Source organism: Flavobacterium sp. AG291 (assembly GCF_003350375.1).
Lineage (GTDB): Bacteria > Bacteroidota > Bacteroidia > Flavobacteriales > Flavobacteriaceae > Flavobacterium > Flavobacterium suzhouense.
Genome location: NZ_QQAR01000002.1, coordinates 397,571 through 414,681, shown reverse-complemented (window position 1 = coordinate 414,681; position 17,111 = coordinate 397,571). Strand labels below are relative to the sequence as shown.

The following is a 17,111-nucleotide window of genomic DNA, read 5'->3' as shown; positions in this document are numbered from 1 at the left end:
GCGGCAGTAGTGATCAAAAGCGGATCGGCCGTTAAAGTGGGCAGGGGTTATTATGTGACCAACTACTTTAGCGACAACCAGACCATAACAGTAACGGTAGAAGGTTATGGCGTATACCAGTACAGCCTTGACAACGGCCCATGGCAGGATAGCAATATCTTCAGCAATGTGGCACCGGGCAGCCATACGGTAAGGGTGAGGGATACCAACCCTGACTCGTGTGATGAGCTTGTGATCACCGATGCGAGCATTGTGGATTACCCTAACTTCTTCACCCCGAATGGCGATGGCTTCCACGATACCTGGAACATCATCGGGCTGCAGGACACAGGATCGGTCATCTATATCTTCGACCGCTACGGCAAACTGATCAAACAGATCAGCCCTGACAGTGATGGATGGGATGGTACCTTCAACGGTGTACAGGTACCGGCAACCGACTACTGGTTTACGGTTACCTACCCGGAATATGACGGAACAACAACCGTGATACGTGAATTTAAATCGCATTTCTCACTGAAGAGATAATATAAAATAATCAAAATTATAGTAAGGCCCTGTTTTTATAAAAGACAGGGCTTTATAATTTTTATAGAAAAATGACGTTTTAAAAATAATTTTGGCAGGATTTGTGTGGTGTATGGTTTTATATAATATGTTTGCATATTGAAATGAAGTTTAATAAAGTACATATAGGTCATAGAATATTATGGTTAATGATGGCATTGCACATCCTTAACTTTAGTATTGATAACCCGCATACGCTTTTTGAACACAATAAGGTTGATGCAGACTTTGATGAAATTGATAGTGTTGTAGAGCTTGTTGTTGAAGATGTACTTAATATGGACGACGCCATACCGGAGCATCATTCAAAAACTCCGATGTCTCATAAATTCATGGCTAAAAAAATGATTTGGTTATTTGAAGAGCAGATGGCCTTAGTTTTTAGTGAACCTACTACAATAAATTTCAGGATTGTGCAATCAAATATTCATTATGCCAATCCAATATATAACTCACCATTGGTGAATATATTTTCTCCACCTCCTCAGGTTTAAATACTATAACTTTTTCCGGCATAGCAATATATATTGCGATGAATTTTTACATGCTCATTTTTGAGGTAAATCCGGTATATCTATGTTTTGCCCCTCAATAGGCATAACTAATTCATATATAGTATTTAAACAATTTTATCATGGAATTTAAAAGTAAATTCTTTGTCTGGATAGCAATTTTGTTCATCCAGACAGTAGGCATGGCACAAACTCCTGAGCCGGTTACGCTTACTATAAAACAGGCTGAAGAACTATTCTTCAAAAACAACTTTATGCTGTTGGCTCAACAATATAATATTGGCAAGGCAGATGCCGCAATCATTCAATCAAAAGTATATCCTAATCCTGAAGTAACGGCAGATATGATTGCTTATCAGGCTCAGGACAATTTATATTTTCCAACAGGTAACAGGGGAAATTTCGCAGCAGGTATTGAGCAGCTTATTATTTTAGGAGGCAAACGTCGTAAAGAAATTGAAATGGCTAAACTTGATAAAAAGATTGCTGAGACCGAACTTACCGATTTGACCCGAACCCTTCAATTACAGATATGGGAATCTTTTTATACACTTCACCACCAGCAAAAGGTAATTGAGAAATATAATAAGCTTCTGGATAGGCTACAATCTCTAATTACAAGTTATGAGATTCAGGTAGCTAAAAATAATATTGCGCTTAAGGATTTAGTTCGTTTAAAATCGGTATATGTAAAAATTAATAATGATAAGTCAGAGGAAAGCAAAGTCCTGATTGATGAACAGCAAAAACTGAATATTCTTTTAGGATTAACATCTACAACTCAGACTATTTATACTGCCGGTGATGCTGACCTTTACGCCGGAAAGCCTTTGTTTTATGATAAGCTATTAAATGAATCGCTTGAAAGCAGACCGGATATGAATCAGGCAAAACTGGAAATCGAATCCGCAAAGCTTAATGTTTCGTTGCAGAAAAGAACAGCTATTCCGGATATTACACTGAGGGGTGGCTATAACCAGCAGGGGGATGCTTTTATGAATCAGTACAATGTGGGACTTGGTATACCTCTTCCAATATTTGACAGGAATCGTGGCAACATTCAGGCGGCAAAAGTTAATCAGGAGCAACAGACTACAAATGCTTCTTATAAAGAGCTTGAAATAAAGAATCAGGTTTTGGCCGCATGGCAAAATTATACCCGAAGCGTAGAGGAGTACAAGCACATTGGTTTACTTATAAACAATGATTTTGATTCTGTTTATAACGGGATGACTTCAAACTTTCAGAAAGGCAATGTTTCAATGATTGAATTTGCCGACTTTTTTGAAGCTTATAATGAAGCGCAAACAGAAGTAGAAAGGGTTAAAAAACAACTTGCCCTTGCTGCAGCCCAGATTAATTATGTAACAGGAACCAACAATTTTTAAGAAATGAAAGCATTTAAATATATATACCCAATAATAATATTTACTACAGCATTTGTAAGCTGTTCAAAAAAGGAAGAAGCTCCTGCAGATGAGAAGAAAAAGTTTGTGATGAGTCAAACCATGTTTAATACAAGCACTTTTGCTGATGCTAAGATGGAAGATGCTCAAAATGAAATTAGGCTGTTTGGTAAGGTAACTGCAGAAAACAACAATATGGCACAGGTGTTTCCTGTTGTTGGAGGAAGCGTACTTACCATTAAAGCTGAACTTGGCGATTATGTTAAACAAGGACAGTTGCTTGCCAGTATTCAGAGTAGTGAGGTGGCAGGATTTCAGAGCCAGACCAGTGATGCCGATGCCGATGTTAGTATAGCAGAACGTAACCTGCAAAGTGTTAAAGATATGTATGACGGGAAACTAGCGTCTGAAAAAGATCTGGTAATGGCTAAAAAAGAGCTTGAAAAAGCTCGTGCTGAAAAGGAAAGAATGACAGAGGTAAATAAGATCTATCGTTTAAAGAGTGGATCTGTTTATAATATGTATGCACCTATAAGCGGATATGTGGTAGCTAAAGATATCAGTCCTAATGAGATGCTTAGCAATAACAGGGATGAAGCTGTTTTCACTATTGCAAAACTTGATAATGTCTGGGTTTTGGCAAATGTAAATGAAAGCGATCTTGGAAGGATAAAACAAGGGCAGGATGTGAGCATCCAGACGATTGCTTATCCAGACAGGAAAATAACGGGTAAAATAGATAAGATTTTTAATGTTATTGATCCTCAGACAAGAGCGGCTAAAGCGCTTATAAAAGTTCCTAATAGTGATGGTTCACTTAAACCGGAGATGAATGCGACGGTTACCGTACATTATTTGGATAATGATAAATATATAGCTGTACCATCGGCAGCTGTAGTGTTTGATAAAAATAAAAATTTTGTGATGGTTTATAAGTCGAAAGATGATGTGGAAACACGAGAGGTTAGTATTTACAGGACTCTTGAAGATAAGACATATCTTAAAGGCGGATTGAAGGAAGGAGAGAAGGTAATTGTGAAAGGCAATTTACTTATATACGACGCTATAAACGACTAAATAAAACAGCATGAACAAGTTAATTAAAGGCATAATAGGGTTTTCCCTACGCAATAAGCTGTTTACCTTTTTTTGGGTAGGTTTGGTAGTTATTGCAGGTATTATAAGCTATAAAAATATTCCGGTGGAAGCATTTCCGGATGTAACAAATACTCAGATAATAATTGTAACGCAATGGCCTGGCCGTAGTGCAGAAGAGGTTGAGCGATTTGTTACTTCACCCGTAGAGATTGCAATGAATTCGGTGCAGAAAAAAGAAAATGTGCGTAGTGTAACCATGTTCGGGCTTTCTGTAATCAAAATTATTTTTGATGATGATGTAGATGATTTTTTTGCAAGACAACAGGTAAATAATCAGCTAAAGAATGTACAGCTTCCTGATGACGTTGATCCTGAAGTTCAGCCGCCATATGGACCCACAGGAGAAATTTTCAGGTACACTTTAAATAGTAAGGAAAAAGATACGAGAGAACTTCTTACGATACAAAACTGGGTAATTGACCGCCAGCTTAGAGCCGTACCCGGAATTGCCGATGTTGTAGCTTTTGGAGGGCGTGAAAAAACGTATGAAGTAGAAATAGACCCTATTTTATTGCAAAAGTACGAGCTTACATCTCCTGAAGTTTATGAGGCGATTAGTAAAGCTAATGTAAATGTGGGTGGCGATATTATTGAGAAAAATGGTCAGGCTTATGTTGTGCGTGGTGTAGGCTTACTGGACTCTCGTGCTGATATTGAAAATACTATTGTGGCACAGTCTGAAGGAAATCCTATACTGATTAAGAATATTGCCAAGGTTACCGAATCTAATATTCCAAGAGTAGGGCAGGCGGGACTTAATGGTAATGATGATGTGGTAGAAGGTATTGTTGTAATGCGTAAGAATGAAAACCCGTCTGAAGTACTGGCACGCCTTAAAGAGAAAATTGCATACGTTCAGGAAAATGTATTGCCCAAGGATGTAAAAATGGAAACATTTTATGATCGTGACAGGCTTATGGAATATTGTACCCATACCGTAACCCATAACCTTGTAGAGGGTATAATTCTGGTTACAGTAATAGTATTTTTATTTATGGCCGATTGGCGTACCACTGTTATTGTATCCATTATTATCCCTTTGGCACTTTTGTTTGCATTCCTTTGTCTTAAGCTAAAGGGAATGAGTGCAAACTTACTGTCTCTGGGTGCTGTTGACTTCGGTATCATTATCGACGGTGCCGTGGTTATGGTCGAGGGACTCTTTGTGACCTTAGACCAACTCCAGCATAAGATAGGTGCGGAACGCTATAATAAGCTTTCTAAACTTGGATTAATTAGAAAATCAGGTACTAAATTAGGTATAGCGATCTTTTTTAGTAAACTGATCATTATTTCTGCATTACTGCCAATTTTCTCATTTGAAAAGGTAGAGGGTAAAATGTTCTCTCCCTTGGCATGGACTTTAGGTTTTGCTTTATTGGGAGCTTTGATATTTACTTTGACTCTGGTACCTGTACTATGCTCAATATTACTGAACAAAAATGTAAAAGAGAAGCACAATGTGTTTGTTGAGTTCTTTAATAAGATAGTAGCAAAAGGACTTAATGTAACCTTTAAAAATAAAAAGATTTCTATAATTATTTCTATGGTTATATTAGGTTTAACCTTGTTTTCAACACGTTTTTTAGGGTCTGAATTCCTTCCTCCACTTAATGAGGGTGCGCTTTGGGTTACAGCCGAGTTACCTATAAGTAATTCGCTTACCGAAAGTGTAAAAATGGCAAAGATTATCCGTAAGGAATTAAAAGAATTTCCGGAGGTAGATGATGTGTTATCCCAAACCGGGCGTAGTAACGATGGTACCGATCCTAATGGGTTTGGTTTCCTTCAGTTTCAGGTAGACCTTAAGCCAAAAGACGAATGGAAAAGGGGAGTTACCCAGGATGAGCTTATTGAAGAAATGAACCATAAGTTAAGCCGTTACCAGGGTATTACCTGGAATTACTCGCAGCCGGTCGTTGATAACGTTGCGGAAGCTGTGGCCGGATTTAAAGCATCTAACGCTGTAAAGATATATGGTGATGATCTTGAAACCCTTGACAAACTTGCTAATGAAGTAATGGAGAAGATAAAACATGTTGAAGGCGTTAAAGATGTCGGAGTGCTTCGTAATCTTGGACAACCCGGAATAAGCGTCAAATTTGATGAAGAAAAAATGGCCTTATACGGTGTTCAGAAACAAGATGCCCAAAGTATTATCGAAATGGCCATAGGTGGTAAAACGGCTACCCAGAAATATGAAGGTGAGAAGAAGTTTGACATAAGGCTACGTTATCAAAAGGATTACAGAAAAGACGAGCAGGATATTATGAACTTAATGGTGCCAACCCTAAGAGGTACTAAGGTACCGCTTAAGGAAATAGCCGAGTTGACTACCGAAACAGGTCCGGCGCTTATTTACAGAGATAATACCAAACGTTTTATTGGAGTTAAATTCTCAGTTCGTGACCGTGATCTTGGAAGTACGATTGCAGATGCTCAGGCAAAAGTCAAAACCCTTAAAGTTCCAGAAGGATATTCAGTAGGGTGGACAGGAGAGTATGAAAACCAGATAAGGGCAAGTGCGAAACTAGCTCAGGTAGTGCCAATTTCACTAGTGTTGATATTTGTACTGCTATTCATAATGTTTGCTAACATTAAGGATTCATTACTGGTTCTTGTAAATGTACCTTTTGCAGTTATAGGAGGAATACTTGCTCTTCATGTAACGGGAATTAATTTTGGTATATCAGCAGGTGTTGGCTTTATTGCTTTATTGGGTATTTGTATTCAGAATGGAGTAATACTCGTCTCAGAGTTCCATAGCAATCTTAAGATGAAGATGTCATTGACAGATGCTATCATTAATGGGGTAAAAACAAGAACAAGGCCGGTTATTATGACTGCCCTTATGGCCGCTATAGGACTTCTGCCTGCAGCCTTATCTACCGGTATTGGTTCAGAATCGCAGAAACCACTTGCAGTATCAATCATTGGCGGACTTGTTACCGCTACAGTATTTACATTGTTAGTATTCCCTAATTTCTTTTATTGGGCAATGCGAAAAAAACATCAGAACCTGATGGAATAAGAAAGTTTTAGTTGATTGGTTAATTTGGAATCGTCCGGAGCACTATGTTTCGGGCGATTTTTTCATTGCCTTATCCATTTTTTCATTTTAGGAAATGAATATTCATCATAAAAAGCGTCATCTTTTGAATATGCCATTCCAAACCATTGTAATAGGGGTAAGCCTATATAATTTTGATTTGTGAAGTTTTCAATATACCATTCCGAATGTCCTTTGTATCCATCTTTATGAAAAACGAATTCACATGGTAGATCTAAATGTTTTAAAGCAGCATAAGACCATAGAATAGCAGCAATTTCATCTCCTTGTGAAGGCCAGTTCTGAGAGATTTCATTTGTTCCGATAAGTGATCTTTCATGGGGTGTAGTGACAGCAATATGTCCTGCTTCATGTAGGATATCCCCCGGATACTTTATCTTACCGTGGTCTATGTATATGGTATTGCTGCCAAGTAAAAGACCGGGAAGAAAACAGGTGTCATCTAATTTTTTTTCTATTACTTTGATACCTATACTTTCAAGAAACTGCATGCATTTTTGAAGATATCCTGTGCTATATTCCATGAATTAAGAGCTGTTAATTTGTTCATTTTCAAAGTTAAGATGTAAAGGATTTTGAAAAACAGGTGTTTTTACGCATATTTTGAACTACTCAAATATTTAATTTAGTCCTGACAAAAGTGAACCTTACCACTTAAATCAAAGGGGCGGTATCTGAAAAGCCAATGAGTAAGAAACAACTAAAAAAACTTTAATATTATGAGTACAGCTACAGCAGAAAAAGCAACAAGCAAGTTAATTGGTGCTTATTTAGTAAACGGAACAATGGGTAATGTTGGGATGCCTGGTGCACCTATAATGCATTTCTCTTTAGTGGTAGTTCCATCTACTAACAGTGTATCGGGAACTGTTGAAATTACACAAGCTATCCCTGGAGGAGACATTGTAGTAAGAAACGTAACAGGAACAATTCGTGCAACCGGTTATGGAAACGTAACTCAGGTTGTTGCTCTTGAAGGGCAGTATGTACAATCTGTGCCACCACCGGCAATAGGTTCTTACCTTGCAGAGTTCTCAGCTCATATGGCTATCGATAACAACTGGAACGGAAAAGGCGGTTTCACTTATGGTAACCACAACGTAGAAAATGTTGATGTTAGAAAAGCGTAAATATCACTTTACTTACTATTACAGAAATCCTCACTTAGTGAGGATTTTTTGTTTTATAGCAATAATGTAGGAGGGAGATAATATTTTGGCTAAATTTCACGAATAATATTTTCATATGGAAAACAAAACTTTTGCATACAAACTAACTATCAAAGAATTTCATCTTGACACATTTGGGCATGTAAATAATGCTACTTATTTACAGATATATGAAGAGGCGCGTTGGGAATTTATAACTCAAAATGGTTATGGGCTTGACAAAATCAGATCTACTGGAAAGGGGCCTGTCATTCTGGAAATAAATATACGTTTTATAAAAGAGCTGGGCTTAAGGGAAAACATAACTATATATTCACAAACAGGAGAATATGAAGGTAAAGTAGGTAAGATCAGACAATGGATTGTTGATGAGCAAGGCAGTATATGTTCTGACGTTGAGATGAAAATAGGTTTGTTCGACACACAATTACGCAAACTCGTTGCACCGACTGAAGACTGGCTGGCGGCGATTAAATAATTTTATAGTTCTGGAAGCAAAGATTATTTCCCCTTCAATAAATTAATGCTGACAGTAGCTATATCAGCATCCGGAAAGCGTTTAAAAATTGTAGGATCAGGAAATAGTCCGGCTTCCGCAGCAACAGTATTGAAAACGTCAATCTCGACAATATACTGATCCGAAAAACCATGGGTGGCATCATAAGCCGTAGCCGGTGTCTTGCCTAAATTATTGGCTGTGAGTTTAGGGTCAATAGTATGTAACTCAATTAATAACAATCCGAATTTACGAACATAGGGAGACCATTTTTGAAGATGTTCAAGCAGATTGTCTTCAACCAGATTATTGCTGATTCTTTTTCCTCTATAAGCAAAGGCTCCGGTAGATTTACTGATTCTGTTTTGGTTTATATGTTTAGGGTCTTCCCAAATTCTGTTATGATCTAAAAAAGTCCTAACGTTAAGCAAATCTTTCAGATCAATGTTGTAATTCTCTTTTAAGTCCTCAGAAAGTAAGTGGGGTTGTCCGATATCTCCCCAAATTACTTTTGCCCAGATATCAGCCTTAATTAAGTTGGCTCTGGTTACTTTTAACGCTGCTTCATTATAATCTGCACCAACAAGAAACAGTGGGTAATCATCAAGCATTTTACCTCTTAAGGTTTGTCGGTCTATTACCTCAAAAATATGCTGAAGGAATGCTCCGTTACCGCAGCCCATATCTAAAATACCTTTAGGTTGCTCTTCAATAGGCAGGTTAAAAAGTTTAACGAGAATCTCATCTATAACTTTAAAGTAAGTGTCATGAGCCCCACCGCTTCCCCAAACATTCATCTCGCGGTCTACATGTATTTCATTTTCACCTTCAGCAACCATCCGCAATGCATTAGGATCTCCAAAAATCAGTTCTTCAATTTTGGCAAATGTTGGAAGATAGGATACAGTAACTCCATAAGCACTCGCTCTTCTGGCGTAGAACAAACCTGTATCGGTAAATTGGTAATTGCCTTTTTTTTCCTGAAACCATCCCAGGTGAACAAAAAAGTCTAATATTTTTTTAAAATTTTCAGGTGATCTGTGAAACTCCTCAGGCCTGAAAGAAGTTTCCATAAAGTATTTATGAAACATTCCGTTCATTGCCAGTCGTACTATTGTAGGACCTATCAAATAGCCTTCAATATGCTTCAGGATTTGTCCCTGAATTGTATTTGTAAGCTTGTCATCCGATGGTACTATCCCATAATTTGCTTTATATTTTTCAAAAATAACATTTAGTTTTTCGAAAGGAGCATCTTCAAAAAGACGCGGATGAAAGTGAGTCGAAAACTGAAGCAAATCAACTACGTCTTTATACAGATGAAAATTAGAAAAAGCTATTTGTGATTTTTCATTTGTCGATATGGTTATTTCCTGTGTATTGTTATCTACTTCATATTCTAAAAATCCCTGTGAGGCCAATACCCTTAATCCAACATTTAAATAGCCCTCATTTGCTTTATATGTTGTTAGTAGCTCAGATAAATATATTTGCTTTTTGCTCAATAGTGTTTCGAGAATTCCCTTTTTTTGTATAGCTATGGCCACCGGTGCAACAGCTAATCCATCAAGGTGTCGGAATATAGAGCTTCTAAGTAGGGATTTATCGTTCATAATAAACAGGTCATATATACTCAAAAATAGTGAATTTTTTAAAATAAACGAATTCCTCTCAGTTACTGAAAAATAAAAAGCTACCTGTTTTAGGTAGCTTTTAAAAATAAACTAAATATGTCTTATTAATTTTGTCTTAGTTACGATTTTTTAGAAAGTGCTTTTTTCTTTTCTATTTCCTTTTCTGCTTTTTGGAGGTCTAGCCTTGCAGCTTCGAGTTGTTTCTGAGCTTCTTTCATTTGTTGTTTTGCCTGCTCCATTTCTTTCATGACCTGCTTCATTTCATGATCTTTTACCCCTGAATCTCTTAAAGATTCATTGATTGATTTTTCGATTTCCTGTCTGTCAATCTGAAGTTCTTTCATAGCCTGTTGTATTTCAATCTGGGCTTTTTTCATCTCATCCTGAATCTCTTTTCGTTCTTCTTCAGAAATACCTTCAAAAGCAAAGTTCTTTTGCCAGTCAATATTAGCTAATGCATCCATACCTGTACTTACGCCATTTAGAGCTAAAGACATTACTTCATCCATATTTGGCATAGTAAAGTTGAATGAGTTATTCATATTGTCACTGTTGCCATATGAATAGCTAAAATTAGATTGAATTGGTTGTGTAGTAATTTCAACTGCACCGTTTTTAGCTTTCTTTCCATATTTCTTTTTAGCATCTTTTGCTGTAAGAACGGCCATGTTCATTATTGTCTGGCCTTTTGGTAACTGTAAATCTTTAAGATTATCACCAATTTCTTTTTGTTCAACTCCATTTACATAAAATACTGCTCCTTTGTAAAGATTTACAGCATTCGGGCCATTGATATATCCGGTAGAAGATGATGTGTTGTAGTTAACATTTGTATGAATCGGTACATTTTCTTTAGCTGATGCTACACTTGCCTTATTTGCAGTAACATTAAACGGATTCGGATTTCCAAAACCAATGATATTGCCATTAGCATTACTATTCTTTTCCATTTCTATTGTAAATGGTTTAATTGGAGTTGTCCCGCTAACATAGTGGTCCTGAGACTGGTCTTTGTCTTTGACTGTTGCTTTTATAGCAGTAATTTCACCAGAGGTATTTCGGGCTACATTACTAAATGTAACGTCGGCTTCAAATTCATCTTTAAAAATGTCTGCGTTAGCATTTAGTTCTTCGTCGCTGGTGCTCTTATCAATTGTAATAACAATTTTTGTTTTTTCCTGAGAGCTGGTATTTACCTCAGTAGCTTTTTCCTGAGCCACAACTTTTACCTGAAACATTAAGATAAATGCTGCCAGGGCCGGAAGTACAATTCCATATTTCCATGAATTGCGTTTTTTTGATTGCTTTTTGTTTAACATAACGATTCGTTTTTTGATTAATGATTGATAAAAATGATTAGTGATTGATATACATTCCGGCTGAAGTGTAATTTTCAGCAGGGTTTTTTGATATGCTTTTTTGTCGCTCAGCTGCTTTATGGCAACCGCATCGGCAATGAATTCAAGGTTTTGAGATATGGCTTTTTTATAAAACCATACAAATGGATTAAACCAAAATACAATACAGAATAACTGACTGATAATCATATCAGCTGAGTGTTTTTGACTGCTATGTACTTTCTCGTGATTTAAAATACTTTCAAGTTCTTCAGTTTGTAACGATGCAGAGTTGTAAACGATATAATTAAAGAATGAAAAGGGCGATTGTACCTTTTCGGAATCAATAAGTTTGAAACGGCCTTGCTTTATAATACTGTTTCCTTTGAGTATTTTTCGAATGGATAAAAAATCCATAACAAAGCGCATTAGAAAAAATAGTAACCCTATGCTATAAATTGCTATTACTATGTAATACCAGTTTATGGTAAAAGGTTCCTGTTTAGCTGCCATAAACTGTTGCATTACCAAATACTGTTGTAACTGCTCATTACTGATATTCTCAGATACAATAGATTGCTGAACCGGCTCTACAAATATTGTTTTGGTATATTTTACTAGTGGGAGCAGGGTTGAGGTTATTAAACCTGCCAATAAAAAGCCTCTGTTTGAATTGAAAAAAGTTTCTTTTCTCAAAAAGACATAGTACGCAATAAAGAATACGGCAAGTAATCCTGACGCTTTAGATATGTATATAATAAAGTTTTCCATATCATTCCTTTTTTTCGATCATATCAAGAATCTCGCGAAGCTCTTTGGCGCTAATCTTTTCCTCTTTTGCAAAAAAGGAAATCATGCTCTTGTAAGAATTATTAAAGTAATTCTCTATAGCATTGCTCATAAAACCTTTTCTATATTCTTCTTTAGTTACTAAAGGAAAATATTGATGGGTGTTACCATATGCATTATGGCTAACATAACCCTTTTCTTCAAGATTTCTTATTATAGTAGAGAGCGTATTGTAATGAGGTTTGTCATCCTCAATTTCCATTAGTACATCTTTTACAAAGGCTTTTTCAAGCTTCCACAAAATGTGCATTATCTCTTCTTCTTTATTGGTCAACTTTTGCATGGTATCATATTTAGTATTCCAAACTTAAAACTATTTTTTTAGTTACACAACTAAATTTATAGTTAAATAACTAAAATGATAGTTTTTTATTGTATGATAACCTTTAAAAAAGCTTTTAAGTATTTTCAGAAAGTAATTTTTTATGGAGCCAAAGTAGTGATAATGTTGCTACTATAGCTAAGGTACCCATAAAGATCCAATTGGCAAAATATCCATCTTCTTTATAATAGGCAATAATGGCAAGTCCGGTCTTACCGCTTACAATATGCGCGAGGCTGAACATCATTGTGTAATATGCCATGTACTGGCCTTCACGTCCGCGGGGAGCACGGTTCATGGCGAATCCGTTAGAAAAAGGAAAATTAAACATTTCGGCATAGGATATTATAAACATGCTAATAATAAGTATGCCTGCCCATCCTTCAAATAACAATGCATAAAAGCTTAAACCCATACAAAATGCGCCCAGAGCAATTACCTTTATTTTTTGGATTCCCTTACGTTCTACATAACCTACGATAGGCATTTCGCAGAGTAATACCAGGAATCCGTTAAAGGACATGAGTAAACCGGTTTGGAACTCTGAAAGACCGTATTGCTTATGATGGTATAAAGGCAAAGTAGAGAAGAGCTGGAAAAATACTGTTGCCGTAATAAAACTGCAAAACAGAAAAAGCCAGTAAAGCTTATCATTTTTTATAGAACGTTCAATTTTGCTTTCATCTACTGTAACAGCTTCCGGTTTTAATCTTTCTTTTTCTTTGACCAAAAACATAAAGATAAGTATGGAGATGATGCACGATGTTCCATCGGCCCAAAACAAACCTTTATAACCTATTCCTAATATTATTAGTCCGCCCATTGCCGGTCCGGCCATAAAGCCAAAGTTTACAGCAAGTCGCACAAGGGTAAATGCTCTGGTACGGTTCTCGGGTTTAGCATAAGTACCCAGAGAAACAAACATTGCAGGTCGAAACATATCCGCAATAATCATAATGCTAAACATGGCAATACACAGTCCGGGAAATGTGTTAATGTGTTCTATAATAAAGAAAGATGCTCCACTGACAAGCATACTGAACACCATTACCTTATAAAAGCCTATCTTATCGGTTAATTTACCGCCTAACCAAGAACCAATCATAGAACCAGAACCGAAACAAACCATAACCCATCCCACCTGATCCAGACTAAAATGCAGGTCTTCATTAAGGTATTTTGAAAGAAAAGGGAATACCATAGTACCGGCACGGTTAATGAAAGTAATGATGGCGAGTATCCATACTTCTCTGGTAAATCCTCTAAAATTATTTATGTAACGGGTGAAAGCCTGCTGAAGCATTTGTTTGATTGATTTCTACAAATTTACAAATGTTAGTGTGCCTAAATAATTATTTTTGCAGAAACCTCATACAGATGAAACTCTTTTTTACAACCATTACATTATTCTCATTTATAGTACTCAAAGCACAGGATTGCAGTATCGAAAATTCCAGGAAATATCAAGAGCAACTGAACAAGGAATATGCAGACCCTTTGGAATCACCATTAACCCCCAAAGATCTTAAGAAATTCAAATCGCTGGATTTTTATCCTGTAGATATGGCTTATTGCGTAGAGGCAAAATTCGTACGTACACCAGATGAAAAACCTTTTGCAATGCCTACAACAACTGATAGAAAACCTATGTATGTTAAGTATGGAGAGTTGTATTTTACATTACAGGGGAAACAATGCAAGCTGGATGTTTTTCAAAATATTGATCTATCAAAAAAAGAAGAGTTTAAAAATTATTTGTTCTTGCCTTTTACTGATTTCACTTCGGGTAATGGTAGTTATGGCGGAGGGAGGTATATAGACCTGCAAAAACCGGATACTGATAAAATGATGATTGATTTTAATACAGCTTATAATCCATACTGTGCTTACAATCATAAATATTCATGTCCTATACCGCCTGCTCAAAACGATCTTCAGGTAGAAGTTAAGGCAGGAGTAAAAGCATATGATCATTAAAATAACAAAACCCCATCCGCGGCGGCGGATAGGGTTTGTCTTTTTCATAGCTTTTTTTGGTTGTGGATAGTAGTAGTTTATATTTGAACAGCAATTTCATTTTGTTGTGCAGCAGTTTCTTGTTCGGTAACAACGTGTTGTAGTATGAACGATCTGTCACCGGTATTACCTGCCTGTATATCTTTCAGATTTTTAAGTGTTATAGTACCGGTAATATAACCCGACTCATTGTTAGTGTAAGCTTCATCAATAGTTAGAAACTGTTTTTTAAAGGTATCTGCGTCTTCTTTTTTGTGTCTTAATAATACGCTAAGGTTTACATCGTCAGACAGAACAAGGTTTTCCTTTTGGTTTATCTTTTTATATTCATATTTGTAATCGTAACTAAGAGCAGATATATCTGATAACACAGCCGAAGCCGTTGGATGAGCACCCGCGCCTCTTCCTACGAAGAATTGTGTATCGGCAAAGCTTGTTTTGGTAAGTACTCCGTTAAATACATCATCTACGTTAAACAGCCTTTCTTCAGACGATACGAATTTAGGTATCACAAAAGCTGATAATTCACCTTTACTTCCTTTAAAAGCCTGTGCTATCAGTTTTATCTTAAGCCCTTTTTCTTTAGCATATTTTAACTCAAGAGGGCCTATGTTATCAATTCCTATATTGAAAATATCGGCTGGTTTGGCAATATAACCAAATGAATGTGCTAACAGTATCTGTAACTTGTATTTAGCATCAAATCCGCCTGTGTCAAGAATAGGGTTGCTTTCAGCAAAACCTAAATCCTGTGCCTGTTTAAGTGCATCATCATACGACAGGTTCTCTGCAAAGGTCTTGGTCAGAATATAATTGGTAGAACCATTTACAATTCCTTCAATAGATTCTAAAAGGTCATTATCATAGTACTCCTCAAGATTTCTGATGATTGGAATACTGGCGCATGCAGCAGCTTCATAAAGCAAAGGAACATTGTGTTTTTCCTGTAGTTCTAACAGTTCGGTAAAATGTTCGGCAATCATCTTTTTGTTTGCCGAAACTACTGCTTTACCTCTTTTCAATGCCTCTGATACAATTTCAAATGCTGCATCGGCATCATCTATAAGTTCTACAACTACGTTAATCTCATCATCGTTAAGTATATCGTTTTTATCGAAAGTAAAATTTTCGATACCTATTTCCCTTGGCTTATTTTTGTCCTTGACACAAATGTTTTTGATGTTAGCTTTAAGTCCGGGAGTTTTTTGCAATACTTCGTAAAGACCAAATCCTACGCATCCAAAACCATACAGGCCTATATTTAAAGTTTTTCTTGACATGAATTAAATCTATTATACAGCAGCTGTTGCGTTTTTGTTAGTACTTTGTTTTACAGCGATTTCAAGAGCCTGCTTCAGGTCTTCAATAAGATCATCAGCGTCTTCAAGGCCAACTGATAAACGGATAAGGCTATCGGTTACACCAGAGCTGTATCGTTTTTCAGTCGGGATAGATTTATGTGTCATTTCACAAGGCAGACAGCAAAGACTTTTTACTCCACCAAGGCTTTCTGCAAGCTTAAACAGTTTTGTGTTGCTAACAATTGCAGAAGCAATTTCTTTATCATCAATTACAAGGTCGAAAGCAATTACACCGCCAAAGTATTTTTGCTGGCTTTTAGCGATCTCATGGTTGTGGTGCGATGGCAGTCCTGGGTAATAAACATTTTTGATTAGTTTTTCTTCCAGCAGGAATTCTGCAATTTTTTGAGCATTCTCGGCATGTTGCTTAATACGCAGTGTTAGCGTTTCAATTCCACGAATAGCTAACCAACTGTCAAATGGTCCAAGTATTGCCCCTGATGCATTTTGAATAAATTTGATTTTGTCTCCAAGTTCCTGAGTTGAAGTTACTACAAGTCCGGCAATAAGGTCGCTGTGTCCGGCAAGGTATTTAGTAGCACTGTGAATTACAATATCAGCACCAAGAGTAAGTGGTTTTTGAGCAGCAGGCGAAGCAAATGTGTTGTCTACACAAAGAAGTACATCGTTTGCTTTAGCAATAGCTGCAATAGCTTTTATATCAGAAATTTTAAGCGTTGGGTTTGTTGGCGATTCAATCCAGATAAGTTTTGTTTTATCCGTGATTGCATCAGCTACATTTTGTGCATTGGTAGTGTCAACATATTTGATGCTGATCCCAAATTTCTGGTAAATATGAGTAAACAATCTGAAAGCACCTCCGTAAATATCGTCTACTGCAATAACCTCGTCACCTGCTTCAAGAAGTTTGATGACAGCATCGATAGCTGCAAGCCCGCTGGCAAATGCGTAACCGTTTGTTCCGTTTTCAAGTTTAGCGATAGTATCTTCAAGAACTTTACGTGTCGGGTTGTTGCTTCTTGCGTAATCGTAGCCTTTATGAACACCCGGTGCATCCTGAACGAATGTTGAAGTTTGGTATATTGGTGTAGAGATTGAACCTGTTAGTGGATCTACCGGAATGCTGTGTAAAATTTGAGTTTGCTCTTTCATTTTGTTTTTAATTTTAGTTTGTAAATTTTTTCTGTCAGTAAAAAACATCCTAAAACCAGTTATCGAAAGAGCATAAAATAAAAAATGCTCTCCCGATAAGT

Annotated in this window: 15 protein-coding genes; 8 read left to right on the top strand and 7 right to left on the bottom strand. The window is 36.7% G+C overall.

Annotation, left to right across the window (positions count from 1 at the left end):
* From DEU42_RS03900 to DEU42_RS03880, 5 genes are all read left to right on the top strand, one after another.
* On the top strand, nt 1-528 hold a 528-nt coding region (locus DEU42_RS03900; protein ID WP_147278055.1), incomplete at its 5' end, for a T9SS type B sorting domain-containing protein.
* A gap of 143 nt (nt 529-671) precedes the next feature.
* On the top strand, nt 672-1,061 hold the full coding sequence (locus tag DEU42_RS03895; protein ID WP_114756955.1) for a hypothetical protein: 390 nt from the start codon (nt 672-674) through the stop codon (nt 1,059-1,061).
* 140 nt (nt 1,062-1,201) lie between these two features.
* Nucleotides 1,202-2,467 carry a TolC family protein gene (locus DEU42_RS03890; protein ID WP_114756954.1) on the top strand — a complete coding sequence of 422 codons (1,266 nt, stop codon included), beginning with the start codon at nt 1,202-1,204 and terminating at the stop codon, nt 2,465-2,467.
* Nucleotides 2,468-2,470: 3 nt separating this feature from the next.
* On the top strand, nt 2,471-3,562 hold the full coding sequence (locus tag DEU42_RS03885; RefSeq protein WP_114756953.1) for an efflux RND transporter periplasmic adaptor subunit: 1,092 nt from the start codon (nt 2,471-2,473) through the stop codon (nt 3,560-3,562).
* 10 nt (nt 3,563-3,572) lie between these two features.
* Complete coding sequence (locus tag DEU42_RS03880) at nt 3,573-6,674, top strand: efflux RND transporter permease subunit (RefSeq protein ID WP_114756952.1); 3,102 nt, start codon at nt 3,573-3,575, stop codon at nt 6,672-6,674.
* 62 nt (nt 6,675-6,736) lie between these two features.
* Here DEU42_RS03880 and DEU42_RS03875 read toward each other — a convergent pair whose 3' ends face one another.
* A complete protein-coding gene (locus DEU42_RS03875; protein ID WP_233506616.1) occupies nt 6,737-7,204 on the bottom strand; it encodes a hypothetical protein in 468 nt (155 codons plus the stop codon).
* A 228-nt stretch (nt 7,205-7,432) separates the two neighbouring features.
* Here DEU42_RS03875 and DEU42_RS03870 point away from each other — a divergent pair, with 228 nt between their 5' ends.
* Complete coding sequence (locus DEU42_RS03870) at nt 7,433-7,843, top strand: DUF1842 domain-containing protein (RefSeq protein ID WP_114756950.1); 411 nt, start codon at nt 7,433-7,435, stop codon at nt 7,841-7,843.
* 115 nt (nt 7,844-7,958) lie between these two features.
* Nucleotides 7,959-8,360: an acyl-CoA thioesterase gene (locus DEU42_RS03865; RefSeq protein WP_114756949.1), complete on the top strand. Its 402-nt coding sequence runs from the start codon at nt 7,959-7,961 to the stop codon at nt 8,358-8,360.
* Between the two features lie 23 nt (nt 8,361-8,383).
* On the opposite strand, the gene DEU42_RS03860 is transcribed toward DEU42_RS03865, so the two are convergent.
* The 4 genes from DEU42_RS03860 to DEU42_RS03845 form a co-directional block, all read right to left on the bottom strand.
* Nucleotides 8,384-9,991, bottom strand: coding sequence for a class I SAM-dependent methyltransferase (locus DEU42_RS03860; protein ID WP_114756948.1), 1,608 nt, complete (start codon nt 9,989-9,991; stop codon nt 8,384-8,386).
* 140 nt (nt 9,992-10,131) lie between these two features.
* Complete coding sequence (locus DEU42_RS03855) at nt 10,132-12,120, bottom strand: M56 family metallopeptidase (RefSeq protein WP_114756947.1); 1,989 nt, start codon at nt 12,118-12,120, stop codon at nt 10,132-10,134.
* 1 nt (nt 12,121) lies between these two features.
* Nucleotides 12,122-12,481 carry a BlaI/MecI/CopY family transcriptional regulator gene (locus DEU42_RS03850; RefSeq protein ID WP_114756946.1) on the bottom strand — a complete coding sequence of 120 codons (360 nt, stop codon included), beginning with the start codon at nt 12,479-12,481 and terminating at the stop codon, nt 12,122-12,124.
* A 115-nt stretch (nt 12,482-12,596) separates the two neighbouring features.
* Nucleotides 12,597-13,823 carry an MDR family MFS transporter gene (locus tag DEU42_RS03845; RefSeq protein WP_114756945.1) on the bottom strand — a complete coding sequence of 409 codons (1,227 nt, stop codon included), beginning with the start codon at nt 13,821-13,823 and terminating at the stop codon, nt 12,597-12,599.
* Nucleotides 13,824-13,897: 74 nt separating this feature from the next.
* On the opposite strand from DEU42_RS03845, the gene DEU42_RS03840 reads away from it, so the two are divergent.
* A complete protein-coding gene (locus tag DEU42_RS03840; protein WP_114756944.1) occupies nt 13,898-14,497 on the top strand; it encodes a DUF1684 domain-containing protein in 600 nt (199 codons plus the stop codon).
* Between the two features lie 77 nt (nt 14,498-14,574).
* Here the strand turns inward: DEU42_RS03840 and DEU42_RS03835 are convergent, their stop codons facing one another.
* Together DEU42_RS03835 and DEU42_RS03830 are read right to left on the bottom strand one after the other, a co-directional pair.
* On the bottom strand, nt 14,575-15,816 hold the full coding sequence (locus tag DEU42_RS03835) for a homoserine dehydrogenase (RefSeq protein ID WP_114756943.1): 1,242 nt from the start codon (nt 15,814-15,816) through the stop codon (nt 14,575-14,577).
* A gap of 12 nt (nt 15,817-15,828) precedes the next feature.
* Complete coding sequence (locus DEU42_RS03830) at nt 15,829-17,010, bottom strand: trans-sulfuration enzyme family protein (RefSeq protein WP_114756981.1); 1,182 nt, start codon at nt 17,008-17,010, stop codon at nt 15,829-15,831.
* Nucleotides 17,011-17,111 lie beyond the last annotated feature (101 nt).

Coding starts and splice junctions, on each gene's coding strand:
- DEU42_RS03880 (WP_114756952.1), top strand. CDS start 3,573: ATGAACAAGTTAATTAAAGGCATAATAGGGTTTTCCCTACGCAATAAG.
- DEU42_RS03860 (WP_114756948.1), bottom strand. CDS start 9,991: ATGAACGATAAATCCCTACTTAGAAGCTCTATATTCCGACACCTTGAT.
- DEU42_RS03895 (WP_114756955.1), top strand. CDS start 672: ATGAAGTTTAATAAAGTACATATAGGTCATAGAATATTATGGTTAATG.
- DEU42_RS03875 (WP_233506616.1), bottom strand. CDS start 7,204: ATGCAGTTTCTTGAAAGTATAGGTATCAAAGTAATAGAAAAAAAATTA.
- DEU42_RS03845 (WP_114756945.1), bottom strand. CDS start 13,823: ATGCTTCAGCAGGCTTTCACCCGTTACATAAATAATTTTAGAGGATTT.
- DEU42_RS03890 (WP_114756954.1), top strand. CDS start 1,202: ATGGAATTTAAAAGTAAATTCTTTGTCTGGATAGCAATTTTGTTCATC.
- DEU42_RS03870 (WP_114756950.1), top strand. CDS start 7,433: ATGAGTACAGCTACAGCAGAAAAAGCAACAAGCAAGTTAATTGGTGCT.
- DEU42_RS03840 (WP_114756944.1), top strand. CDS start 13,898: ATGAAACTCTTTTTTACAACCATTACATTATTCTCATTTATAGTACTC.
- DEU42_RS03830 (WP_114756981.1), bottom strand. CDS start 17,010: ATGAAAGAGCAAACTCAAATTTTACACAGCATTCCGGTAGATCCACTA.
- DEU42_RS03865 (WP_114756949.1), top strand. CDS start 7,959: ATGGAAAACAAAACTTTTGCATACAAACTAACTATCAAAGAATTTCAT.
- DEU42_RS03855 (WP_114756947.1), bottom strand. CDS start 12,120: ATGGAAAACTTTATTATATACATATCTAAAGCGTCAGGATTACTTGCC.
- DEU42_RS03850 (WP_114756946.1), bottom strand. CDS start 12,481: ATGCAAAAGTTGACCAATAAAGAAGAAGAGATAATGCACATTTTGTGG.
- DEU42_RS03835 (WP_114756943.1), bottom strand. CDS start 15,816: ATGTCAAGAAAAACTTTAAATATAGGCCTGTATGGTTTTGGATGCGTA.
- DEU42_RS03885 (WP_114756953.1), top strand. CDS start 2,471: ATGAAAGCATTTAAATATATATACCCAATAATAATATTTACTACAGCA.